Here is a 23,342-nt window from a genome sequence, read left to right as displayed (position 1 = left end):
AGCGCTTCCTTACTTGGCGCTGCGCGCCAAGCCGTCTTTTGCCGCGGGCGTTGCAGCCGCCTGCGGGGTGAATTCATCGGACGCGAGGTTGGCCTGGATGATCTTGTTGATCATGGCGTCGACCTCGTCGTGGGCGGGTTCGAACGCGCGCGTCGACCATGCCGGTTCCTTGCGGGCGGCGGCCGTCAGCGGTTCGCCTTCCTGCTTGCCCACGTCGACCTCGACGTCCATCGACAGGCCGACGCGCAGCGGATGGGTCTTCAGGTCTTCTGGGTTGAGCGCGATGCGCACCGGCACACGCTGCACGACCTTGATCCAGTTGCCAGTGGCGTTCTGGGCCGGCAGCAGGGCAAAAGCGCTGCCCGTACCTGCATCCAGGCCGGCGACGGTGCCGTGATAGGTGATCGAGCCGCCATACAGGTCGGCGACCATCTTGACCGGCTGGCCGATGCGCATCTTGCGCAACTGGCCTTCCTTGAAGTTGGCTTCGACCCAGACCTGGTCCAGCGGCACGACGGTCATGAGCGCGGCGCCCGGGGCCACGCGTTGGCCCACTTGCACGCTGCGGCGCGCGATGACGCCGCCCACCGGGGCCGGCAGCACCGTGCGCGACTGCGCCAGCCACGCGTTGCGCAGGCCGGCGACGGCCTGGCGGACATCGGGGTGGTCGGCAACCGTGGTGCCTTGCGTCAGGGCCTGGTTGGTGGCCAGCTTGGCGCGCGAGGCGGCCAGCGCGGCGCGGGCTTGCGCCAGGCCGGATTGCGCCGTCTTGAGGGCGGCTTCGGCGTGCAGGATTTCTTCGCCGCTGACGCCGCCGGACTTGGCCAGTTGCTGGCGCCGGCTGACGTCGCTTTGCGCGCGGGTCAGTTCGGCTTGCGCGCGCTGGATGTCGGCGTTGCGCAGGTCGACGTCGGCCGCCAGCGCATCGTTCTGCACGTAGTAGGTACGGACCTGGCGCACCATCTGCGCCAGCTTGGCCTGGGCTTGCTGCAGGGCGACTTCGGTGTCGGCCGGGTCCAGGCGCACGAGCGGCTGGCCGGCGGCGACGGTTTCCGTGTCGTCGGCTTCGATGGCGATGACCGTGCCGGGCACTTGGGGCGTGATCTGCACCAGGTTGCCGTGCACATAGGCGTCGTCGGTGCTTTCGAAGTGGGCGCCGAACAGGGCCCACCAGATGCCGTAGGCGATCGCGATAAGGATGAAGACCCCGGTCGCGGTCAGCAGCAGGCGTTTGCGGGCGGGGTTGGGAGCGGGAGTGGCTGCGTTCATGACGTCTGAATCCGGAGCGTTCAATGAGTGGAGTTCGTGGCGGGCGCGGGCTGGGAGGCGGGCGCGGGTGCGTAGCCGCCGCCCAGCGCGTTGGCCAGGTTGGCATCGAGCTGGTAGGCGCGGATGCGCAGGTCGGTTTCCAGGCGGGCTTGCGTCAGCACGCCGGTTTGCGCGACCAGCACGGTCAGGTAGTTGCCCATGCCGGCCTTGTAGCGGTTGACCGCCAGTTCGTAGGCGGCTTCGATCGCTTCGCGTGCCTGGTGTTGCTGGGCCTTTTCCTGTTCCAGAAGGCGCAGGCCGTCGAGGGCGTCTGCGACCTGGTGGGCGGCGTCCAGCACGGTCTGGTTGTAGTCAGACACGGCCAGGTCCGCGTCGGCGCGGCGGCCGGCCAGGTTGGCGTTCAATTCGCCGCCGTGGAAGATGGGCAGCGTGATGGCCGGGCCGATACCGGCGGTGCGGCTGGCGCCGCCCAGCAGGTTGCCCGTGCCCAACGCCTGGAAGCCGACGAAGGCGGCCAGGTTGACGTTGGGGTAGAACTCGGCGCGGGCGCTGTCGATCTGATGGCGCGCGGCTTCGGCGCGCCAGCGGGCGGCGACGACGTCGGGGCGGTGGCCCAGCAGTTCCAGCGGCACGCTGGCGGGCACGCCGCCGGCGGGAGCCGTCAGCGACATGGCCACCAACGACTGGCCGCGCTGCGGGCCGGCGCCGACCAGCGCCGCCACCTGGTTGCGCAGCTGCGCCAGGGTGGTTTCGTTCTGGGTCAGCTCGACCTGGCCGGCGGCCAGCGACGATTCGGCCTGCTTGACCTCGACCTGGGTGTCCAGGCCGGCGGAGTAGCGGCCGCGGGTCAGCGACAGCACGTCCGCGCGCTGAGTCAGTACGCGCTTGATGACGTCGCGCTGGGCGAACGCATTCTGCAGATTCAGGTAGGCCCGCACGGTGGCGCTGGACAGCATGTTGCGCGCCGCCTGGGCGTCCGCCTCGGCGGCGGCCTGTTGCGAGACCGCGGCCTGCAGGCGCGAGCGGTTCTTGCCCCAGAAGTCCAGTTCATAACTGAAGTCCAGCGCCAGGCGGTTGTCGTTGACCACCGACCCACCCAGCGGGGGCGGATAGATGTAGTCGTTGGACAGGTGCTCGTGGGTCAGCGAGTAGTCCGCGTCCACGCGCGGCAGCAGCGGCGCGCGGGCGGTGCCGACGGCGGCGTTGGCCTTGGCCAGGCGAGCCTGGGCGGCGGTCATGGACGGGCTGTTGGCCAGCGCTTCGTCCATCAGCGCGTTGAGCTGGCTGTCGCCGTAGCGCTGCCACCACTGCGTTTCGGGCCAGGCGGTGGCCTGGGCGGTCAATCCCAGCTTGGCTTCGTCCAGGGCCGCGACGGGCGTGGGCCCGGGTTCCATCAGGGCGCAACCGCTCAGGGCAAGCACTAATGCGGTAGAAAGAAGGCGTTTCATCCTGACAATCTGCTGAAAGTAATTGATTAATCTGTATTTGCCTAGGCAAATATTATGTCAAATAAAGCCCCTGACGTCAGGGGCGGCAGGCGCTCGGCAGAGCGCCGTCAGCGCTCGGGCGCGGTGCCGGAAGCGGATCCGTTGGCGATCATGCGACGCAGGAAATGCATCAGCTGCGCGACTTCGTCGGTGGAGAAGCCGCGCAGGTGATGATTCAGCACACGGGCGATATTGGGCGGAATGTCGCGGGCCTTGGCCTCGCCCAGTTCGGTCAGTTCGAGCTTCACCACACGCCGGTCTTCCTGGCTGCGGGCCCGGCGCAGCAAGCCTTTGGCTTCCAGGCGGTCCAGCGCGCGCGTCATGGCGCCGGTGTCCATGCCGTTCATCCGGGCCAGCTCGGCGGGTGTGTCGGCCCGGCCCAGGTACAGCATCGCGATGGGGCGCCATTGCATGGCCGTCAGGTCCAACGGGGCCATTTCCTGATCCAGCATCCGGTTCAGGGAGTTAGAGACCAGCTTGATCAGGTAGCCGGCGTTATCCTCAGTCATGCAGCGGGTGTCGCCGCGGTAATGAATCGGATTTTCGGGGGAATCAGGGCGTGACGAGGCATTCATGCAGCGAATTTTACTGCCTAGTCAGTTATTGTCAAGGCCGCTATTTGGGGACGCCTTCGGGGGCGTTTTCAACCGCCGTGGCGGGGGCTTTGCGCAGCCCCGACCAGACGATGGCGGCCACGATCAGCGCGGCGCCGGCCATCATGCGCACCGTGGGTTGCTGGCTGAACAGCACCCAGGCGAAGGCGATGGCGTAGACAGGTTCGAGCGCGATGACCAGGCCGGCGCTGCGCGCGTTCAGGCGGGTCAGGCTGGAGACGAACAGGAAGTGCGACAGGCCGGTGCAGAACACGCCCAGCAGCAGCAGCCAGAACCAGTCCACGGCGGGCAGAGCGGGCAACTGGCCCACCGCGAACGGCAGCATGACCAGGGCCACGACCAGGTTTTGCCAGCAGGCGACCTGCATCGGGTCCATGCCGGAGGCCGAGCGCCGGTTGCTCAGGGCCAGCAGGGCGAAGGTCAGGCCGGACAGCAGGCCCCAGGCCAAGCCGATGGTGCCCTGGTCCGCCAGGTCGAAGGACGGTGTGACCAGCACCAGGCCGGCGGTGACCAGGCCCAGCAGCAGCCATTCGGCCAGCCGCACGCGTTCGCGGAAGATCAGGCCTTCGAACAGCGTGATGAAGGCCGGGAAGCTGGCGAAACCCAGGGTGGCGATGGCGATGCCGCCCACTTTCACCGAGATGAAGAAGGTCACCCAATGCGCCGCCAGCAAGGCGCCGGCCACCACCAGCACGAACAGCTGGGCCGGGGTCAGGGCGCCGAGCAGGGGGCGGCGGCGCATGCGGGCGAACAGGCCGAGCGAGATCACGGCGAAAACGGCGCGCCCCAGGGTGATCACCGCGGCACTGGCCTGGATCAGTTCGCCGAAAACGCCGGTCAGGCCGAACAGGATGGCGGCGATATGGATATAGGTCAGGGCGCGGTGTCGGGTCATTCGAGGCGGTAGGCGAAGGCGGATAGCGGCTAAAAAAGCGCGGCCGGGCGTGCAAATGGGCACGCACTGAATCTAAAATCATCGCATGAATCGCATTGCCAGGCTTTTGCCGGTCTCTCGTCCCTCCAGCCGCGCGGCCGGCTTTTTCATGGCCGCCCTGGGCGCCGTCCTGTTTTCGGGCAAGGCCATCGTCGTCAAGTTCACCTACCGCTACGGTATCGACGCGGTCACGCTCATCGCCTTTCGCATGCTGTTCGCCATGCCGTTTTTCGCGGCGGTGGCCTGGCATCAGTCGCGCCTGGCGGCCCGCGGCCAGATCGTGGTCATGACCTGGAAGGAACGCCTGCAGGTCTGCGTGCTGGGCCTGTTGGGGTATTACCTGTCCAGCTTCCTGGATTTCCTGGGGCTGCGCTACATCACCGCCAGCCTCGAGCGCCTGATCCTGTTCCTGTCGCCCTCGCTGGTCGTGCTGTTGTCCGCGTTCTGGTTCAAACGTCCCGTCGAGCGCCGGCAATGGCTGGCCATGGGGCTGTCCTACGCGGGCGTCGTGCTGGTTTTTGCCCATGACCTTACCTTCGGCGGATCTGCCGAGGTGTTGACAGGGTCTTTGTTCGTTTTCGGTTCGGCGCTCAGCTATTCTGTGTACCTGATCTGCTCCGGGGAGCTGATCAAGCGCGTCGGGCCTACCCGGCTGGTCGCCTACGCCATGCTCGTATCGTGCGTGGCCTGCATCGTGCAGTTCTTCGTGGTGCATCCCGCGTCGGTGCTGATCCAGCCGATGGGCGTTTACGGCTATTCGCTGATCCACGCCACCCTGAACACGGTCGTGCCCGTCTTCATGCTGATGTGGGCGGTGGCGCTGATCGGCGCCCCGACCGCGTCGCTGCTGGGCATGATCGGGCCGGTGTCGGTGCTGTTTCTGGCATCGTGGTTCCTGGACGAACCCATCACCGTGTGGCAGATGGGTGGCACCGCGCTGGTCTTGGCCGGCGTATTCGTATTGATGGGGGGCGGGGCCGCCAAGCCTCCGCCCGCCACGCCGGGCGGCTCGGCCCCCGCGCGTTGAAGTCTGGATTTCTCGGTTGATTCGCAACATTTCAATGAAAGGAGGCCAGCATGGCCAGCAATCTCGTCAAGGCAATCCGTATCGAGCAGCACGGCGGTCCCGAAGTCCTGAAACTGGTGGAAGTCGAAGTGCCGCCGCCCGCCGCCAATGAGGTCACCATCGACCAGCATGCCGCCGGGCTGAACTTCATCGATATCTATTTCCGCACGGGCTTGTACCCCCATCCGCTGCCGCATGGCCTGGGCTTCGAGGGCGCGGGCGTGGTCACCGCCGTGGGCGCTGACGTCAAGCACCTGAAAAAGGGCGATCGCGTGGCGTATGGCCAAAGCCCGCTGGGCGCCTACGCCAAGGCGCGCAACGTGCCTGCCAACCAGGTCGTGAAGGTGCCCAAGGGCATCGGCTTCGACGAAGCCGCCGCGCTGATGCTCAAGGGCCTGACCGTGCAGTACCTGTTTCGTCAGACCTACCGCCTGCAAGGCGGTGAAACCATTTTGTTCCATGCAGCCGCCGGCGGCGTGGGCCTGATCGCCTGCCAATGGGCGCGTGCCCTGGGCGTGAAGCTGATCGGCACGGTGTCCAGCCCCGAAAAGGCCGAACTGGCCCGCGCCAACGGCGCCTGGGAAACCATCGACTACTCGCGCGAAAACGTCGCCGAACGCGTGCTGGAACTGACCGGCGGCAAGAAGGTGCCGGTGGTATACGACGGCGTGGGCAAGGACACCTGGGAAACCTCGCTGGATTGCATCGAACCGCGCGGCCTGATGGTCAGCTTCGGCAATGCGTCCGGTCCGGTGTCGGGCGTCAACCTGGCTGTCCTGAACCAGAAGGGCAGCCTGTACGTCACGCGCCCGTCGCTGGGCGTGCACGTGAACACGCTGGAAAAGCTGCAGGCCGCGTCCGAGGAACTGTTCGACCTGGTCCTGAAAAAGAAGATCAAGGTCCGCATCGACCAGCGCTACAGCCTGGAGCGGGCCGGTGAGGCCCAGACCGCGCTGGCTTCCCGCAAGACCACCGGCGCCACGGTGCTGATGCTGGACTGATCCTTCGGCTTGCTGCCCGGTAACGGCGGAACGCGTAATCGCGTTCCGCTTTTTTTTGGGCGTGCGCACCGGGACAAAACCCCATGCACGGGGCGACAAGCCAGCGCTGCGGCCCGTTGCTATTCTGGTTTCAACCTATCCGTTGGAGCCTTTCGCATGCCGTCCGCCCGCCCCACCGCCAGTGCCAACGCGTCCGATCGCCCGGAATTGGCCGCCATCCGCGAATTCATGATCGTCGACGGCCAGCCGCTGCGCCAGGGGCAGGGCGAGCCCATCGCCGTGTTCAATCCGGCCACGGGCGAGGTCATTGCCCACCAGCTGGATGCCGGTCCGGCCCAGATCGATCTGGCCGTGCAGGCGGCGCGCCGGGCGTTCAGCGCTGGCCCGTGGCACGACATGCTGCCCGCCGGCCGCGAGCGCCTGCTGCTGAATCTGGCCGATCTGGTCGAGCGCCACGGCAATGAACTGGCCCGCCTGGAAACCTTGAACAACGGCAAGCTGCTGGGCGTGGCCCAGGGGCTGGAAGTTGGCGCCGGCGCCCAATGGCTGCGCTATATGGCGGGCTGGGCCACCAAGCTCACGGGCGATACGCTCGCCCTGTCCATTCCGTTCCCGCCGGGCGTCCAGTACAGCGCCTACACGCTGCCGCAGCCGGTCGGCGTGGTGGCTGCCATCATCCCCTGGAATTTTCCGCTGCTGATGGCCATCTGGAAAATCGCGCCCGCGCTGGCGGCGGGCTGTACCGTCGTGCTCAAGCCTGCCGAAGAAACCCCGCTGACCGCGCTGCGGCTGGCCGAACTCGTCCTCGAGGCCGGCTTTCCGCCGGGCGTGGTCAACGTCGTCACCGGCCGGGGCGAAACCGCCGGCGCGGCATTGGTGGCGCACCCTGGCGTCGACAAGATCGCCTTCACCGGCTCCACCGAAGTCGGCAAGCTCATCGGCCGGGCCGCCATGGACGACATGAAGCGCGTCTCGCTCGAACTGGGCGGCAAGTCGCCCGTCATCGTGCTGGACGATTGCGACCCCGATGTCGCCGTGCAGGGCGCCGCCGCCGCCATCTTCTTCAACCAGGGCCAGGTCTGCACCGCCGGTTCGCGCTTGTATGTGCAAAAGGGGCTCTACCCCAAGGTCGTGCAGGGCCTGGCCGATCTGGCCGCCGGCATGAAGCTGGGCTCGGGCTTTGACCCAGACACCCAGGTCGGCCCATTGGTGTCGGCGCGCCACCAGCAGCGCGTCCTGGACTACATCGGCATCGGCCGCGCGCAAGGCGGGCAGGTGCTGGCGGGCGGCACCGCGGGCGACGGCGGCGGTTACTTCGTGCGGCCCACGGTATTTGCCGATGTCGCGCCCGATGCCCGCATCGTTCGCGAGGAGATCTTCGGGCCAGTCGTCGTCGCGCAGCCGTTCGACACGCTGGACGACGCTGTGCGGTTGGCCAACGACAGCGCCTTCGGCCTGGGCGCCAGTCTCTGGAGCAACGACCTGTCCCGCGTGCAGCGCCTGATTCCACGCATCGACGCGGGCACGCTATGGATCAACACGCACAACATGCTGGATCCGAACATGCCGTTCGGCGGCTTCAAACAGTCGGGCATCGGTCGCGAACACGGCCGGGCCGTGCTGGACATGTATCTCGAGAAAAAGTCGGTGTGTATCGCTTACTAGACTGACGGCCGCGCGAAACGAGCCGGGAAATACCGGCGAACGCGCATCCGCAAAACCAAGGGGAAGGGCATGGCAGGCAAGGAAAAATGCCGGGGCCGGGCAGGCGCAGCGCTATTGCTGGCTTGCGCGGCCACGGCGCAGACGGCATGGGCAGGAGACCCCAGCGCGCGCGACTGGATTCCCGCGCCGGTGGGCACCAACATCATCGCCGGCTATCTGACTGGCCTGCGTTCATCGGGCCTGTATTCGGCCGGCAAGCGCGTGGACGGAGCCTCGGTGGACGTGGACGCGGTGATCTATCGCCAGATGCACTATCGCGATTTCTACGGCAAGACCGTCCAGCTGGAATTCATCGTGCCCATGTCGCGCACTACGATGGAATTGCCAGGCGCCTCGCGCGACCGCCAAACCGGCATTGGCGATGTCACCCTGGGTTCCGCCATCTGGCTCTACAACAATGAGCAGACCAAGACCTGGTTCGCCTGGGAACCCTTTGTGGTCGCGCCCGTGGGGCGTTACGACGGCAAGCGGCCGGACACCTCGCCGGGCAAGAACCGCTGGTCCACCATCCAGGACTTTTCTTTCGTCAAGGGAGTGGGCGAGTCCACCTACCTGGAAGCCATCGGCGAAGTCGAAATCTACGGCCGCAACACCGACTGGATGAGCCAGACCCTGAAAAAGGATCCGTCCTTCCGCTTTTTCGCGCTGGCCTCCACCAACCTCACGCCCGATACCTACACGGGCATACGGTACCGCTACGAAACGGGCGGCCGCGAGCGCGCCGGCGGTGAAACCGTTACCAGCCGCGCGCGCAACCACCAACTGGCGCTGGAGCTGACCCACCAGATCAACGACGCCAACCAGATCCAGATGCAGTACATCCACGACCTGAAGGTCGAAAACGGCCCCCGCATGCGGGGCGTGCAGATGCGCTACGTCTACGCCTTTTAGGAGCAACGGACATGACACCAGGAGACATCCAATGACTGCGCTTTGTGCTGACAGACGCGGCCCGCAGATTGATGCCGGGGCCTCATTCCCGGACGCAACCCACGCAGCGGCAAGAGCCGCGGGCCGGGCAGGCGCCCGCGCCGGAAAATGGGCCCTGTGCGTGGCCCTGGCTGCGGTGGCGGGCCTGGCCCGGGCCGACCTGCCCAACGAGGAGCTCAAGGGCGGCACGCGGTTGCCGCCGGCCACGCCGCATCGGCTGTACGTGATGGACGCCGTCTTCAACCACCTGGTCGACAGCCGCATCAATATCTACGACGGCGATTCGTTGAAGTTCCTGGGGCTGGTGCCCGCGTCGTTCAATGGCCACATGACGGTGTCGGCCGACGGCAAAGACATCTACATCATGACGACCTACTACGAGCGCCTGAATCGCGGCAAGCGAACCGACGTGGTCGAAGCCTGGGACGCCGAAACCTTGACGCCCAAGTACGAGGTGCCGATTCCCGAAAAGCGGGCGCAGGCGTTGAACTACCGCAACTACTTGCAGCAAAGCTCGGACGGCGGCCTGCTGTTCGTGCAGAACGCTACGCCGGCATCGTCGGTGACGGTCGTTGACCTGAAGACCCGCACCTTCGCCGACGAGGTGACCGCCTCGGCCGGCTGCTGGAGCATCATCGTGCCGCCGTCGCGGCCGCGCAGCTACGCCAGCATCTGTGGCGATGGCACGTTCGTCACGGTCGACCTGGACGCGGCCGGCAAGCCGTCGGGCCAGCAGCGCAGCAAGCCCATGTTCGATGTCGAAAAAGACCCGATCTTCACCCACACCGGCAACATCGGCGACATCTTCTATTTTGTGTCGTACGCCGGCAATGTCTACAGCGCCGATTTCAGCGGCAAGGAGGTCAGCTTCAGCGAATCTTGGCCGCTGCAGGACAAGTCTGGCAAGGACCGCGGCTGGCGGCCGGGCGGCTACAACCTGCTGGCGGTAAACCGCAATACCAAGCGCCTGTACGTGGGCATGCATCCGAACGGCGTCGAAGGTTCGCATAAGACACCCGCCGCCGAGATCTGGGTGTATGACCTGACCACGCACAAGCGGCTGGCGCGCGTACCCGGCAAGAATGCGCTGTCGATGTCGGTCTCGCAAGACGACAAGCCGCGCCTGTTCACGCTGGACGGCGGCAACGTCAACGTCTACGACGCCGCGCCCGCCGCGCCCGTGCTCAAGGGCACGATCCAGGGCGCGGGCGAAACCGCGCTGCAGGTCGAGCCGCAGCCCGGAGGCGCCCAATGACCGATCCCGTCTTGCTCTACGCCGCAAGCGCTGCGCTGGCGTGCGTGCTGTTGCTGGGGGCGCTGGAAAAGCTCAAGGACATGACGGGCTTTGCCGCCGCGGTCGCCGCCTACGAGATCCTGCCGGCCAGTCTGGGCGCGGGTTTTGCCTGGCTCTACGTGCTGGCCGAGGCGCTGGCCGGCGCGTTGCTGCTGGCGCCGGGTGGCCGGTCCGCCGGCGCGGTGCTGGCGCTGCTGGTGCTGGCGGTCGCCACGGCCGGCGTGGCGGTCAACCTGGCACGCGGCCGGCGCGATATCGACTGCGGTTGCGGCGGTCCCGCGTTCCGGGCCGCGGCGGCGCGCGGCGCCGGCCTGTCGTGGTGGATGGTGCCGCGCAATGCGCTGCTGGCGCTCTGGACGTTGCCCGTTCTTGCCGCCGCACAGGGCGCGTCGCGCGAGCTGCAATGGGCCGACGCTGCCTCGGTCTTCGGCCTGACGCTGAGCGCCGTGGCCCTGTACTTCACCGTCAATCACCTGCTGGCTTCTCACTTGAAGCTGCAGCACCTGCATAACTAGAACCAACGGAGCGACACATGGAAGCCTTGATCATTTCCAATTTCCTGCTGTGGGGCGTGGTGCTCTGCCTGATGCTGGTCATCCTGGCGCTGTCGCGCCAGATCGGCGTGCTGTACGAGCGCGTGGCGCCGATGGGCGCGCTGACCATGGACAAGGGGCCGGCGGTAGGCGAACCCGCGCCGCGTTTCGAGCTGTCCGACCTGCTGGGCCGCCGGCTGACCATCGGCGAGCGCGGCCAGCATAGCCAATTGCTGTTCTTCCTGTCGCCCACCTGCCCGGTGTGCAAGAAACTGCTACCCATCCTGAAGTCCGTGGCGGGCACGGAAAGCGCGTGGCTGCGCATCGTGCTGGCCAGCGACGGTGAAATGCCCGAGCACCTGGCGTTCTACCGGCAGGCGGGGCTGGAACGCTTCCCGTACCTGTTGTCGACCGAACTGGGCATGAAGTTCCAGATCAGCAAGCTGCCGTATGCCGTGCTGATCGACGAGTCCGGCGTGGTTCGCGCCAAGGGCCTGATCAATTCCCGCGAGCAGCTGGAGAGCCTGTTCACGGCCAAGGAACTGGGCGTGGCGTCGGTGCAGGAATTCCTGGCGGCGGGCGTTCCCGCGGCGGGCGCTCCCGCGGCAGGTCATCCCGCTGGTGTGCCTGTGGCAGGAACGCTCGCCACCGCCAGTTCGCTGGAAGAGATCCGCATTTCCCGCAAGGAGAATAGCAATGCTTTGGTTGGATAAGCTTGGAGAGCGCGCGACGCGCTCGATGGCGCATGCCACGTCGCGGCGCAGCGTTTTGAACCGGATCGGCCGTGTGATGGTGGGCGCCGCCTTCCTGATGCCGGTGCTGCCGGTGGCCCGGACGGCGTTTGCGGCGGGCAAGAAGCCGCAGACGGACGATACGGCCTGCGATTACTGGCGTTATTGCGCGGTGGACGGCTTTCTGTGCTCGTGCTGCGGGGGCAGCACGACGTCCTGCCCGCCGGGCACGTCGCCGTCAGCCGTGTCCTGGGTGGGCACTTGCCACAATCCGCTGGACGGCAAGGACTACCTCATCAGCTACAACGATTGCTGCGGCAAGACGGCCTGCGGCAAGTGCATGTGCGCGGCTGCCGAGCGCGAGCGTCCGGGCTACCAGATGTTCCTGCATAACGACGTGAACTGGTGCATGTCCAACGAGTCGTCCATCTTCCACTGCACCACCTCCGTGATCGTGGGATTGGCCAAGAAGAAGCCATGAGCGTCGGCACCGTGCCATCCCGCTGCCGGCGTTGGCGCGGCCGGGTCGCCGCGCTGGCCTTTGCCGCGGTGACCGGGGTGCAGGCCGCAGGAGAACCCGCTGCCAGGGCGCCCGCCGCGGGATCGCCCGCCGCGGGATCGCCCGCCGCGGAATTGCCCGCTGCCGTCGCGCCTGACAGGCTGCGACAGGCCGCACGCGCCGACTTTGTGCTGCAGTGTGCCGGCTGCCATCGGGTCGACGGCCGCGGCAGCACACCGCACGGCATTCCCGATTTCCGCAATTCGGTCGGGGCGTTCGTGCATCTGCCCGCGGGGCGCGAATATCTGGTTCGCGTGCCCGGGGCGGCCTATTCCCAGTTGAGCAACGCCGATCTGGCGGCGGTGCTCAATTGGTTGTTGCTGACGTTCAGCCCTGCGCAATTGCCCGCCGACTTCCGGCCCTATACCGAAGGCGAGGTGGCCGCCGCCAGGCCACGGCGCTATGACGACGTGGTGCCGGTGCGTCACGAATTGGCCCGGGAGCTGGCGAAGCTGGGGTTTACTTTGTCTGACTACTCCTACGGCAGCGCCCGCAAGCCCTGAAGCCGCGCGGCTTTTAGGGGTTGTCACGGATACTCCCGGTCAGGCGCTCGGTGATAGAAAGAAGGCAGCCATTTGTTCCATGCCGCGCGCCGGAGTTCCCATGTCCCATCGCCTCGTACGCAGCGCGCCCCAGCAGTTCCGGGATTGCGCCAGCTGGAAAGAAAATATCAGCAATACCTTTGTCCCGCTGGAGGTCTCCGCGGCCAATCCCGGGTCCTTTCGCAGCAGCGTGGCGGTCGATTCGCTAGGGTGGATGCAAATCTGTGAAATGCATACCGGGGCGCAGCGCGTGCGCCGCACCAAGCACCTGGCCGACCGCGCCGAGGTCTCCGGCTACAAGGTGACGCTGCAACTGGAAGGGCGCAGCGAAATCCGCCAGGCCGCGCGCACCGCGTTGCTGATGCCCGGTGAATGGGGCATCTACGATACGACGCGGCCATACGAGGTCGACGTCGACGACGATGCCCATTTCCTGGTGATGCAAGTGCCCGGCAAGCAATCCGACGCCTGGCAGCCTTTCATGCAGAATGCCGTGGCGCGCAGCTTCAGCGCTCGCCAGGGGTGCGGGCGCATGGCCATGGATTTGTTGCGGGTGGCGCTGAATGAACATGCGCATCTGTCGGACAGCGCCTCGTGGGACGCCGCCAATGCCGTCATGCAGATGATGGGGCTGGATATCAGCGAAAGGGCGGGCGGGCGCGCCGGGCAAGACCCGGCTGAAATGCGGCAGGCGCAATTGCGCCGGGTGCAGCAATACCTGATCGAGAACCTGCACGATCCGGACCTGTCTCCCGCCACCGCGGCTGTGGCCTTGCGCGTATCGCGGCGGTATCTGTACAACCTGTTTGCCCAGGCGGCCACCACGCCGGCCGATTTCATCCTGAGCGCGCGGCTCGAGCGTTGCCGCCACATGCTTGGCGACGCCGCGCAGACCGCCCGCCAGATTGGCGACATCGCGTTCCGGCATGGCTTTTCCGATGCGGCGCGCTTCAGCCATGCCTTTCGCAACCGCTACGGCGTGTCGCCTTCGGAATACCGGCGCAAGGGCAGCATGCCCGGCGAGTCCGCCTGATATGGCCCAAGAACCCAGGCCCGCCAAAGAAAAAGGAGCCTGCAGAAGGCTCCTTTTTCTTTGGCGGGCCGGATAGCCCTTAGAGGTTTTCCTCGTTGATCAGGTCTTCCTTGCCGTAGAACTTGACGCCGATGTGGATGCGTTCGCGGCCCTGGGCGCGGCGGTGCCGGTTGGTGTCGCGCAGCGAGTAGACGCAGCCGCAATATTCCTGCTGGTAGAAGTTCTCGCGCTTGCTGATTTCGATCATGCGCGACGACCCGCCGCCCTTGCGCCAGTTGTACGTCCAGTAGATCAGGTCGTCGTAGCGCGCGGCGGCGCGTTCGCCGCAGCCGTTGATCTGATTCATGTCTTTCCAGCGCGAGATGCCAAGCGAGCTGGTGATGGTGTCGAATCCGTGCTCGTGGGCGTACAGCGCCGTGCGCTCGAAACGCATGTCGAAGCAGGCCGTGCAGCGCTCGCCGCGCTCGGGGGCGTTTTCCATACCCTTGACGCGGTCGAACCAATTGTCCATGTCGTAGTCGGCGTCGATGAACTCGATGCCGTGCTGTTCGGCAAAGCGGATGTTCTCCTGCTTGCGGATCTCGTACTCTTTGACCGGATGGATGTTCGGGTTGTAGAAGTAGATCGCGTAGTCGATGCCCGACGCGGTCATGGCTTCCATGACTTCGCCGGAACAGGGGGCGCAGCACGAGTGCATCAGCACTTTGCTGCGGCCGGCGGGCAGGTCGAGTTTGGGGCGCACGAGTTCGGACATGTCTGGCAGGGCAAGTAAGGCGGAAAACTCCTTATTTTACGACGAGTTGCCGCGTTTGCACGGGGGGCGCCCCAGCGTGTCCGCCAGGGCGTCCCCGATTGCATCAACCGAACACCGCGCGCCAGAGTTCACGCACGGCGGCGCGCTCGGCTTGCAACTGGTCCGGAGCCACGCGGGCCTTTTCCACGCCCTGCATGCGCAATTGGTGCTGGATGCGGCGCAATACGCGATAGGCGTCGCCAGCGCGGGCCGCCAGGGCCGGGTCGATCAGGCCCGCTTCGCCTGCCAGGCGCAGCAGGGTGATGTTGCCCAGGTTGCGCACCAGCATGGGGTGGGTGCCGGCATGGCACAGCACCAGGTACTGGGTCACGAATTCCACGTCGACCATGCCGCCGCTGTCGTGCTTCAGGTCGAACCGGCCGCTGCTGTTCGGGTGGCCGGCGTTGATCTTTTCGCGCATCGCCAGCACTTCGCCGCGCAGCGCGGCCGCATCGCGCGGCATTACCAGGATGGCTTCGCGGATCTGCTCGAAACGCTGGCCGACCTCGACGTCGCCCGAGGCATAGCGGGCGCGGGTCAGGGCCTGGTGTTCCCAGGCCCAGGCGTGCTTCTGCTGGTATTGCTCGAAGGCTTCGACGGAAACCGCCAGCAGCCCCGCGTCGCCATCCGGACGCAAGCGCAGGTCGATCTCGTACAGGCGGCCGGACGAGGTCATGGTGGACAGCCAGGACGTCATACGCCGGCCCAGCTTGGCGTAGACCTCGGCGGCATCTTCGCGCGGGTCGTCGTAGAGGAACACCAGATCCAGGTCCGATGCATAACCCAGTTCCTTGCCGCCCAGTTTGCCGTAAGCGATCACGGCGAAGCGCGGCGCGGCGCCGGGGACTTTGTTGACCAGCGGCCAGGTGCGGCGGATGGTCTCGGTCAGCAGCAGGTCGGCCAGGGCCGACAACTGGTCCGCCAGTTTTTCGACGGTCAGCTCGCCTTCCAGATCCTGCGCCAGCAGTTGGAAGCTGGCCTGACGCTGCACGTCGCGCATCAGATTCATCTGGCGTTCGATGTCCGGATCGCCGTCGGGCAGGCGGCAGGCGTCCAGGTCGGCGCTTAGTTGCCGGGCGATCTGGGCGAAGTCCAGCGGTTCGAACAGGGTGCGCCAATCGATCAGGCTGTCCAGCAGCAAGGGGTGCTGCGTCAGGTACTGGGCCGCCCAGGGGCTGGCGGCCACCATGCGGGCCACCCGCGCCAGGGTGTCCGGGTACTCCGCCAGCAGCGCCAGATAGGCGCTGCGCTGGGCGATTTTCTCGATCAGGTCGAACAGGCGCACGGCGGCGTCCAGCGGCGCAGTCGTCTGGCGGGCGGCGCGCAACGCGGCGGGCAGCAGCACCTCCATGCGGCGCCGGCTGCTTTCCGGCAGGCTGCGGATGCGGTGGCTGCCGAGCAGCGTTTCGGTGCGGCGCAGCAGGTCCTGGGCTTCATCGCCGAAGGCCTGGCGGATCTGTTCGGCCAGCTCGCATTCGCTGTCGGCCTCGTCCGCGGCGGTGCCGCCGCTGGCATCGGCCGCGCTGGCGGCGTCGTCGGTATCCATGCCCACCATGCGGAAGACGTTGCGGAAGGTCTGCGAGACGAACTGGCGATGCGCTGCCAGCGTGCTTTCGAAGTCGTCCGCGCTCAGCCCCAGGGCGGCGGCCAGGCCGGCGCGCAACGCGGGGTCGCCAGGCAACAGGTGGGTCTGCTCGTCTTCGCGGTATTGCAAGGCGTGTTCGGTGCGGCGCAGGAAGCGGTAGGCGTCTTCCAGGCGGCGCGCGTCTTCCTCGGGCACCAGGCCGGCCACGCGCTCGGCGTGCAGGGCTTCGAGCAGGCCGCGCTTTTGCAGCGCCGGCATGCGGCCGCCGCGGATCAACTGGGCCAGCTGCACCACGAATTCGATTTCGCGGATGCCGCCATCGCCCAGCTTGATGTTGTTGGCGCTGTCGATACCGTTGCGGGCCATGGCGCGGCGCTGCCAGTCCTGGCGGATGCGCTCGCGCAGGGCGCGTAGCGCGGCCAGCGCGTCGAAGTCGAAGTATTTGCGGTACACGAAGGGCACGCGCAGGCTTTCCAGTTGGCGCGCTTGCGCCGCGCTGTCGCTGCCTTCGAACGCCTGGCCGGGCATCAGGCGCGCCTTGAGCCAAGCGTAGCGCTCCCATTCGCGGCCCTGGCCGATCAGGTAGTGTTCCAGCGCGTCCAGGCTCCAGGCCAGCGGGCCGGCATCGCCATCAGGACGCAGGCGCAGGTCGGTCCGGAACACCTGGCCGTTCGCGTCCACCTCGGACAGCACGGGCATCATGCGGCGGGTCAGGCGGCCGTAGAACTCGTGATGGCTGATGCGGCGGGGGCCGTCGGTGTCGCCTTCTTCGCCGTACAGCATGATCAGGTCGATGTCGGACGACACATTCAATTCGCAGCCGCCCAGCTTGCCCATGCCCACGATCAGCATTTCCTGGGGCTGGCCGGTCGCCGGATCCCGCGGCACGCCGTGCACGGCCGCCAGGTCGGCGGCCACGCTGCGGTAGGCCGATGCCACTGCCAGGTCGGCCAGCGTTGTCATGGCGCCGACCACTTCCTCGAGCGGGGCCAGCCCCGCCAGGTCGCGCACGATCAGGGTGCTGAACACCCGCTCGCGCAGCTTGCGCAGCACCTGGCGGCATTGGTCCACTGGCAGCACGTCCGGCGCCCCGGGGCCCGCCAGTTCGGCCTGCCACAGCGCCAGCCGCTTGGGCGTGACGGGCTCGTGCACGGCGTTTTCCAGCCAGGCGGCCAGATCCGGATGGGCATCCAGACGGCGGCGCAGATGGCCGGACCAGGCGAGGGCAGGGGCAAGCAGGGAGGGCGTGGACATGGCGATCGGGCGGGAGACGAAAGGGCGCGTTTCAGGTATAAGTGGGGACGATACCGCAAGACATATTCTCCTGCCCACCGATCCGTGTCTGTTTCAAAAAAAGTGCTCTGCTGCCTGTTCTGGGCGGCGCTGACTATATATAGCGTCGTGGCCGTCGGGCTCTTGGGCGTGCGCTATTGGGTCTTGCCGCGCGTGGACCAGTGGCGTCCCCAGATCGAAGCCTACGCCAGCCAGGCGTTGGGCGCGCGCGTCACGATCGGCGCCATCCGGGCGGACTGGCAGGGGCTCAATCCCAGCCTGGAGCTGTCCGCCGTTCAAGTCCACGACGGCGTGGCCGATCCGGTGCTGGCGCTGCCGTCGGTGTCGGCGGTGCTCGCCTGGCGCAGCATCCTGACCCTGTCGCCCACCTTGCTGCGGCTACGGGTGGAACAGCCCGAGCTGACCTTGCGCCGCGACGCGGACAACCACCTGTGGGTGGCCGGCCAAAGCATCGACCTGAACGCCAGCGATCACCGGTCGGACCTGGACCATCCCGCGCTGCGCTGGCTGCTGGCGCAACGAGAACTGCTGATCCGTGGCGCCAAGATCCGCTGGCAGGACGAAATGCGCCAGGCGCCCGACCTGGTGCTCAGCAATGTCGATTTCCTGGTCCGTAACGGCAGCTTGTCGCACCGCTTCGTGCTGCGGGCGGACGCCGACCCGGCGCTGGCCCGCAAGGTGGACCTGCGCGGCGAGTTCAACCGCAGCCTGTTCGCCGGCAGCGCGTCCAATCCGGCCAACTGGAGCGGCCAGCTGTACGCTGCCCTCGAAGATGCCGAACCGCAGGCCTGGGCGCCGTGGGCGCCGCCGCCTCCCGTTACGGGGCGCATCAGCGGCCGGGCCTGGCTGCAGCTGGATCACGGCAAGTTCACCACGCTGACGGCGGACGTGGCAGCGCGCGGCATCGGCTGGTCGGGCGCTGCCGACGGACCAGGGATGCGCAGCGGCTATGCCCAGGTCCGCCTGGAGGGCACGCCCGGCGATTTCATCCAGAGCGACAGCGTGCCGCTCGAACGCAGCGCGGGGGCGGCGAACCTGTCGGTGAAGGGACGCCTCGAACAACTGCGCGTAGCCTTGCCCGGCGTGTTCGAGCAACCTGAACTGGTGGCCGACGAATTGGCGCTGGACGCCCAGATCAAAGGGGCCGATGCGAGCAACTGGTTCGTTGACGTGAGCCAGCTGCGGATGACCAACGCCGACCTGGACGTTCGGCTGCAGGGCCAGTGGCGCAAAGAAGGCAAGACCGCGGCAGGCAGCGTCGATATGCGCGGCACCCTGGTGCGCGGCGCCATGAATGCGATCCACCGCTATTTGCCGCTCGAGGTCAACGCCGACGCGCGGGAATGGCTGGCCAGCGGCCTGCCCGCCGGCCAGATGGAATCGGCTGCGATCACGCTCAAGGGCGATCTGGACGATTTTCCTTTTGCGGCGCAGGGTTCGACGGGCGAATTCGTCATTGCCGGCGCCTACACCGGCGCCAAGGTCGATTACGCGCCGGCGCGCGCCAACCGCAAGGGCTGGCCGATGCTCGAAAACCTGTCTGGCAGCTTCCGGGTCGACAAGGTCAGCCTGGTGCTGGACAGCCCCGGGGGCGCCGTGGCCCATACCGGCGCGGGCCAGACGGTAACGCTGGGGGCGGTGACCGCCGCCATCCCCGACATGGAGCACCAGGCGGAATTGACCGTCAACGGCGACACCAGCGGTACCGTGCCCGCCTATCTGGCGCTGGCCGAAAACTCGCCGCTGGGCGGGTTGCTGGACGGTGCGCTGGACGAGGCCCGCGGCACCGGCAACTGGCGCATGCCGCTGAAGTTGAAGGTGCCGCTGATGAATACGGACGATACCCAGGTCGAAGGCAAGATCCAGTTCGCCGACAACACGTTCACCTTCATGCCGGAAATGCCGCTGCTCAGCCAGATGCACGGCGACCTGGATTTTTCGGAAAAAGGGGTGCATGCGAAGGAGATCCGCGCGCAGTTCCTGGGCGGCCCGGTCAAGATATCCGGCAGCCTGGCCCAACCCAAGGACGTCCTGCGATTCGATGGCACGCTGACGGGGGCGGGCTTGACGCAGATCAGCAATGCGCCGTCGATGTCGCGCTTTTCGGGCAGGGCCGCCTACAAGGGTACGGTCGGCTATCAGCGCGGCGGCTCGGTCGAACTGACGATGGAATCCGATTTGGCCGGCATGGCCATCAACATGCCCGCGCCGGTGGGCAAACCCGCGCCGACCGCGCAGCTGCTCAAGTTGCAATGGGGGGCCGCGCAAGACCGCGGCACCAAGGGCCGCCGCTGGCTGACGGCCAGCCTGGGCGACAACCTCAATGCGCTGTTCGAGCGCGATCCGGCGGATGCGGCGCTCTCGTACTTCGCGCGTGGCACGCTGGGCATCGGCCGGCCCGCCAGCCTGCCTGAGCGCGGGCTAAGCCTGAGCGCCACTTTGCCCGAACTGGACATGGACGCCTGGGAAGCGGTATCCGAAGGCTTCAACGCGCCTGCCGCCAAGGGGAAAGCGGCCGCGCGGCCCCTGATGCCGCCGGCCGAACGCGTGAGCCTGGCCACCGGCGTCCTGCGCACCAGCGGCTATACGCTGAACGACCTGACGCTATATGCGACCCGGCCGGCCCCGGCCCAATGGCGCGTGGACATCGAATCGCGCCAGGCGGCCGGTTCGCTGTCGTGGCGCGAGGCTTCGGGCGCCATCGCCGGCCAGATCACGGCCCGGCTCAAGCACCTGGCGCTGGGCGGCGCCGACGATACCAACGAGGCCGACAAGGCGCTGTCGTCGGGTAGCGATCTGTCCGATATCCCGGCCATCGACCTGCAAGCCAAGGAATTCAAGCTATATGGCAAGAACCTGGGCGAATTGCAGGTGCTGGGCACCAATCTCGAGCGGGGTCGCCAATGGCGCCTGGACAAGCTGTCGATCACCAATGACGCCGCTTCGCTGAACGCGACCGGCGCCTGGCGGCTCGAAGGGCCGGATCGCGGCCTGACGGTGGACGCCGCCGTGAAATTCGAGAATGTCGGCAGCTTCATGGACCGCATCGGCTTCGAGCACGTCGTGTCGGGCGGCACGGGCAGCGTCAAGGGCAAGGCGACTTGGCGCAATCTGCCCTGGACCCACAATATTGCCGACGTGATCGGCGAAGCCGACATCAGCCTGGACAAGGGCCGCTTCATGCACGTGAATTCACGCACGGCACGGCTCCTGGAACTGCTGTCCTTGCAGTCGTTGCAGCGCCTGGCCCGGCTGGACGTCAACCCGACCAACCTGCTGCGCGACGGCTTCCCGTTCGACACCATGCGCGGCCAGGTCAAGCTGGCCGACGGGTCGCTGACCACCGAGGGCTACAAGCTGAACGGCCCGGTCGCCGCCATCGTGCTGGCCGGCGGCGTCAATATCGTGCAGGAACGCTGGAACCTCAAGGCGGTGGTGATTCCCAACCTGGATGCCAGCGGCGCGGCGATGGTGACGGCCCTGGCCGTCAATCCGCTGATCGGCCTGGGCGCGTTCGTGACCCAGTGGCTGCTCAAGCAGCCGCTGGCCCGGGCCATGACCATGGAATACGCCGTGACGGGCAGCTGGGACGATCCGCAGATCGATCCGATCGACGCTTCGGGCAAGCCGGCGCCCAAGCAGACGCCCAAGCCGCGCAGCCTGGAAGAGTTCATCGAGCATTGATCTGGCCGGGGACCGCCTGGGTCCAGGCCCAGAGTCTGGTGCTGCCCACCATCCCCGAGGCGACGGATGCCATTGTCGACATGCTGGAGGGTACCGGTCTGTCGCGCCCGTCCAAGGTCAAGCTGGGCACCTGCGTGGCCGCCGAAGCAGCCACCTACCCGGGCCAGGTGGCGTGCACGGTTGCGGTGACAATGGGGGCCGCGGTCAACGAGAACCCGATGGACTTCTACAAGCAGGGCAAGACGTGGAAGGCCCAGCCCAGTGCTTCCCAGGACAAGTTGCCATTCCCCGATCCCAAGTTGCAGTGACCGCCGGGCTGACAATCAGACTGAAATAGTGGGCTTGAACGCCGCCCCATAAAGCATTTGGCGAGGATCGCCGTGGGGCAATCCTCGCCAAATCAATGCCTATCGCGCAGAGCCGGCTTACTTCTTCTTCATCATGTCGAAGAATTCGGCGTTGGTCTTGGTGGCGCGCATCTTGTCCAGGATGAATTCCATGGATTGGACTTCGTCCATGTCGTGGATGAACTTGCGCAGCACCCAGACCTTTTGCAGCAGGTCCGGGGCGATCAGCAGTTCTTCGCGGCGGGTACCCGACTTGTTCAGGTTGATGGACGGGTAAACGCGTTTTTCAGCCAGACGGCGCTCAAGGTGGACTTCGGAGTTGCCCGTGCCCTTGAACTCTTCGTAGATGACTTCGTCCATGCGGCTGCCGGTTTCGATCAGCGCGGTGCCCAGGATGGTCAGCGAACCGCCTTCCTCGAGGTTGCGCGCCGCACCGAAGAAGCGCTTGGGGCGCTGCAGGGCGTTGGCGTCCACGCCGCCGGTCAGTACCTTGCCGGAGGCCGGCACGACGGTGTTGTAGGCGCGGGCCAGGCGGGTGATCGAGTCCAGCAGGATCACCACGTCTTTCTTCATTTCGACCAGGCGCTTGGCCTTTTCGATGACCATTTCCGCGACCTGCACGTGGCGGGTGGCGGGTTCGTCGAAGGTCGAGGCCACCACTTCGCCGCGCACCGTGCGCTGCATTTCGGTCACTTCTTCCGGGCGCTCGTCGACCAGCAGGACGATCATGACGGCGTCGGGGTAGTTGGTGGTGATGGCGTGCGCAATGTGCTGCATCATCACCGTCTTGCCGGACTTGGGGCTGGCGACGATCAGGCCGCGCTGGCCCATGCCGATGGGGGCGAAGACGTCAAGGATACGGCCCGTGAGGTTTTCTTCGCTCTTGATGTCGCGTTCCAGACGCATGGTCCGGTTCGGGTGCAGCGGCGTCAGGTTTTCGAACATGATGCGATGCTTGATCGCTTCGGGCGCCACGCCGTTGACCTTGTCCACCTTGACCAGGGCGAAATAGCGCTCGCCGTCTTTGGGCGTGCGCACTTCGCCTTCGATCGAGTCGCCGGTGTGCAGGTTGAAACGGCGGATCTGGGACGGCGAGATGTAGATGTCGTCCGTGCTGGCCAGATACGAGGTCTCGGGCGAGCGCAGGAAACCGAAGCCGTCGGGCAGGACTTCCAGCACGCCGTCGCCAAAGATCTGCTCGCCTTGCTTGGCGCGCCGTTTCATGATGGCGAACATCAGCTCCTGCTTGCGCAGGCGGTTGGCGTTCTCGATTTCCAGGCCAGCGGCCATTTCCAGCAGCTGCGAGACATGCAGCGCCTTCAGTTCGTTGAGGTGCATCGCGGTGAGTGGTGGGGGAAAAGTATAGGAGAGGTCTGGCGGCGCGCCACGGACGGGCTCGCGCGGTATTGAATGAGCGCCGCCACCAGGGCGGCGCCTTCGTTCACAGCACGCAGTTTACAACGCGCCGTCCAGGAATGCGGTGAGTTGCGACTTCGACAGCGCGCCAACTTTGGTGGCGGCGGCTTGGCCGTCTTTAAAGAGCATAAGGGTGGGGATGCCACGGATGCCGTACTTGGAGGCGGTACCCTGGTTTTCGTCCACGTTCAGCTTCGCGATCGTCAGGCGACCTGCGTATTCGGTGGCGACTTCTTCCAGGATCGGGGCAATCATCTTGCAGGGGCCACACCAGGCAGCCCAGTAGTCCACCAGCACCGGCTGGCCGGATTTCAACACATCGGCATCGAAGCTTGCGTCACTGACGTTCTTGATTTGGTCGCTCATGATGGTGATTCTCGGTTCGGCAGCAAAAGGCGCGAAAAAAGGGACGCGCCTTGCCGTTGTTCTTGTTTGTGGAATGGATTAAAGCATACCACTGTCAAAAACAACAGGCATACCACTGTTTATAACAACAGGGTTTGTCG

General features: G+C 66.4%; 20 protein-coding genes. 12 read left to right on the top strand and 8 right to left on the bottom strand.

The genetic code is table 11. The features are described 5' to 3' along the window. Positions 1-9: 9 nt before the first annotated feature. The 4 genes from A9974_RS07315 to A9974_RS07300 all read right to left on the bottom strand — a co-directional run bounded on the left by A9974_RS07315 (position 10) and on the right by A9974_RS07300 (position 4,265). Positions 10-1,269 carry an efflux RND transporter periplasmic adaptor subunit gene (locus A9974_RS07315; RefSeq protein ID WP_183003454.1) on the bottom strand — a complete coding sequence of 420 codons (1,260 nt, stop codon included), beginning with the start codon at positions 1,267-1,269 and terminating at the stop codon, positions 10-12. Between the two features lie 20 nt (positions 1,270-1,289). Then, positions 1,290-2,717: an efflux transporter outer membrane subunit gene (locus tag A9974_RS07310; RefSeq protein WP_183003453.1), complete on the bottom strand. Its 1,428-nt coding sequence runs from the start codon at positions 2,715-2,717 to the stop codon at positions 1,290-1,292. A gap of 107 nt (positions 2,718-2,824) precedes the next feature. After that, positions 2,825-3,331 (bottom strand): MarR family winged helix-turn-helix transcriptional regulator, encoded by a 507-nt coding sequence (locus A9974_RS07305; protein WP_183003452.1) that lies wholly within the window; start codon positions 3,329-3,331, stop codon positions 2,825-2,827. A gap of 40 nt (positions 3,332-3,371) precedes the next feature. Next, positions 3,372-4,265 (bottom strand): DMT family transporter, encoded by an 894-nt coding sequence (locus A9974_RS07300; protein ID WP_183003451.1) that lies wholly within the window; start codon positions 4,263-4,265, stop codon positions 3,372-3,374. An 85-nt stretch (positions 4,266-4,350) separates the two neighbouring features. On the opposite strand from A9974_RS07300, the gene A9974_RS07295 reads away from it, so the two are divergent. The 10 genes from A9974_RS07295 to A9974_RS07250 all read left to right on the top strand — a co-directional run bounded on the left by A9974_RS07295 (position 4,351) and on the right by A9974_RS07250 (position 13,718). After that, positions 4,351-5,331 carry a DMT family transporter gene (locus A9974_RS07295; protein WP_183003450.1) on the top strand — a complete coding sequence of 327 codons (981 nt, stop codon included), beginning with the start codon at positions 4,351-4,353 and terminating at the stop codon, positions 5,329-5,331. Positions 5,332-5,381: 50 nt separating this feature from the next. After that, complete coding sequence (locus A9974_RS07290) at positions 5,382-6,371, top strand: quinone oxidoreductase (protein ID WP_183003449.1); 990 nt, start codon at positions 5,382-5,384, stop codon at positions 6,369-6,371. 156 nt (positions 6,372-6,527) lie between these two features. After that, entirely contained in the window at positions 6,528-8,036 is a 1,509-nt protein-coding gene (styD, locus tag A9974_RS07285) for a phenylacetaldehyde dehydrogenase StyD (RefSeq protein ID WP_183003448.1), read from the top strand. Between the two features lie 69 nt (positions 8,037-8,105). After that, on the top strand, positions 8,106-8,987 hold the full coding sequence (locus A9974_RS07280) for a transporter (protein ID WP_183003447.1): 882 nt from the start codon (positions 8,106-8,108) through the stop codon (positions 8,985-8,987). A 160-nt stretch (positions 8,988-9,147) separates the two neighbouring features. Further along, complete coding sequence (locus A9974_RS07275) at positions 9,148-10,281, top strand: amine dehydrogenase large subunit (protein ID WP_370539589.1); 1,134 nt, start codon at positions 9,148-9,150, stop codon at positions 10,279-10,281. Next, positions 10,278-10,835 carry a MauE/DoxX family redox-associated membrane protein gene (locus A9974_RS07270; protein ID WP_183003446.1) on the top strand — a complete coding sequence of 186 codons (558 nt, stop codon included), beginning with the start codon at positions 10,278-10,280 and terminating at the stop codon, positions 10,833-10,835. The genes A9974_RS07275 and A9974_RS07270 overlap by 4 nt, the downstream gene beginning before the upstream one ends. A gap of 17 nt (positions 10,836-10,852) precedes the next feature. Beyond that, positions 10,853-11,566, top strand: a complete 714-nt coding sequence (gene mauD, locus A9974_RS07265) for a methylamine dehydrogenase accessory protein MauD (RefSeq protein WP_183003445.1) — start codon at positions 10,853-10,855, stop codon at positions 11,564-11,566. Beyond that, a complete protein-coding gene (locus A9974_RS07260; RefSeq protein WP_183003444.1) occupies positions 11,550-12,065 on the top strand; it encodes a methylamine dehydrogenase light chain in 516 nt (171 codons plus the stop codon). The genes mauD and A9974_RS07260 overlap by 17 nt, the downstream gene beginning before the upstream one ends. After that, positions 12,062-12,646, top strand: a complete 585-nt coding sequence (locus tag A9974_RS07255) for a cytochrome c (protein ID WP_370539588.1) — start codon at positions 12,062-12,064, stop codon at positions 12,644-12,646. Before A9974_RS07260 ends, A9974_RS07255 begins: the two co-directional genes overlap by 4 nt. 100 nt (positions 12,647-12,746) lie before the next feature. Continuing rightward, positions 12,747-13,718 carry a helix-turn-helix domain-containing protein gene (locus A9974_RS07250; RefSeq protein ID WP_183003443.1) on the top strand — a complete coding sequence of 324 codons (972 nt, stop codon included), beginning with the start codon at positions 12,747-12,749 and terminating at the stop codon, positions 13,716-13,718. A 79-nt stretch (positions 13,719-13,797) separates the two neighbouring features. Here A9974_RS07250 and A9974_RS07245 read toward each other — a convergent pair whose 3' ends face one another. Together A9974_RS07245 and glnE are read right to left on the bottom strand one after the other, a co-directional pair. Next, positions 13,798-14,472, bottom strand: a complete 675-nt coding sequence (locus A9974_RS07245) for an epoxyqueuosine reductase QueH (protein ID WP_175192661.1) — start codon at positions 14,470-14,472, stop codon at positions 13,798-13,800. Between the two features lie 103 nt (positions 14,473-14,575). Beyond that, positions 14,576-17,350: a bifunctional [glutamate--ammonia ligase]-adenylyl-L-tyrosine phosphorylase/[glutamate--ammonia-ligase] adenylyltransferase gene (gene glnE, locus A9974_RS07240; RefSeq protein WP_183003442.1), complete on the bottom strand. Its 2,775-nt coding sequence runs from the start codon at positions 17,348-17,350 to the stop codon at positions 14,576-14,578. Positions 17,351-17,497: 147 nt separating this feature from the next. On the opposite strand from glnE, the gene A9974_RS07235 reads away from it, so the two are divergent. Together A9974_RS07235 and A9974_RS07230 are read left to right on the top strand one after the other, a co-directional pair. Next, a complete protein-coding gene (locus A9974_RS07235) occupies positions 17,498-21,073 on the top strand; it encodes a YhdP family protein (RefSeq protein ID WP_370539587.1) in 3,576 nt (1,191 codons plus the stop codon). Continuing rightward, entirely contained in the window at positions 21,070-21,381 is a 312-nt protein-coding gene (locus tag A9974_RS07230; protein WP_183003441.1) for a hypothetical protein, read from the top strand. The genes A9974_RS07235 and A9974_RS07230 overlap by 4 nt, the downstream gene beginning before the upstream one ends. Before the next feature lie 117 nt (positions 21,382-21,498). Here the strand turns inward: A9974_RS07230 and rho are convergent, their stop codons facing one another. Then, positions 21,499-22,758, bottom strand: coding sequence for a transcription termination factor Rho (rho, locus tag A9974_RS07225; RefSeq protein ID WP_006218533.1), 1,260 nt, complete (start codon positions 22,756-22,758; stop codon positions 21,499-21,501). A gap of 117 nt (positions 22,759-22,875) precedes the next feature. Further along, positions 22,876-23,202: a thioredoxin TrxA gene (gene trxA, locus A9974_RS07220; protein WP_025135179.1), complete on the bottom strand. Its 327-nt coding sequence runs from the start codon at positions 23,200-23,202 to the stop codon at positions 22,876-22,878. Positions 23,203-23,342 lie beyond the last annotated feature (140 nt).

The sequence above is a fragment of the Achromobacter sp. UMC71 genome (genome assembly GCF_014170305.1).
Taxonomy (GTDB): Bacteria; Pseudomonadota; Gammaproteobacteria; order Burkholderiales; family Burkholderiaceae_B; genus Achromobacter.
This window is presented reverse-complemented; position numbering and strand designations above follow the sequence as displayed.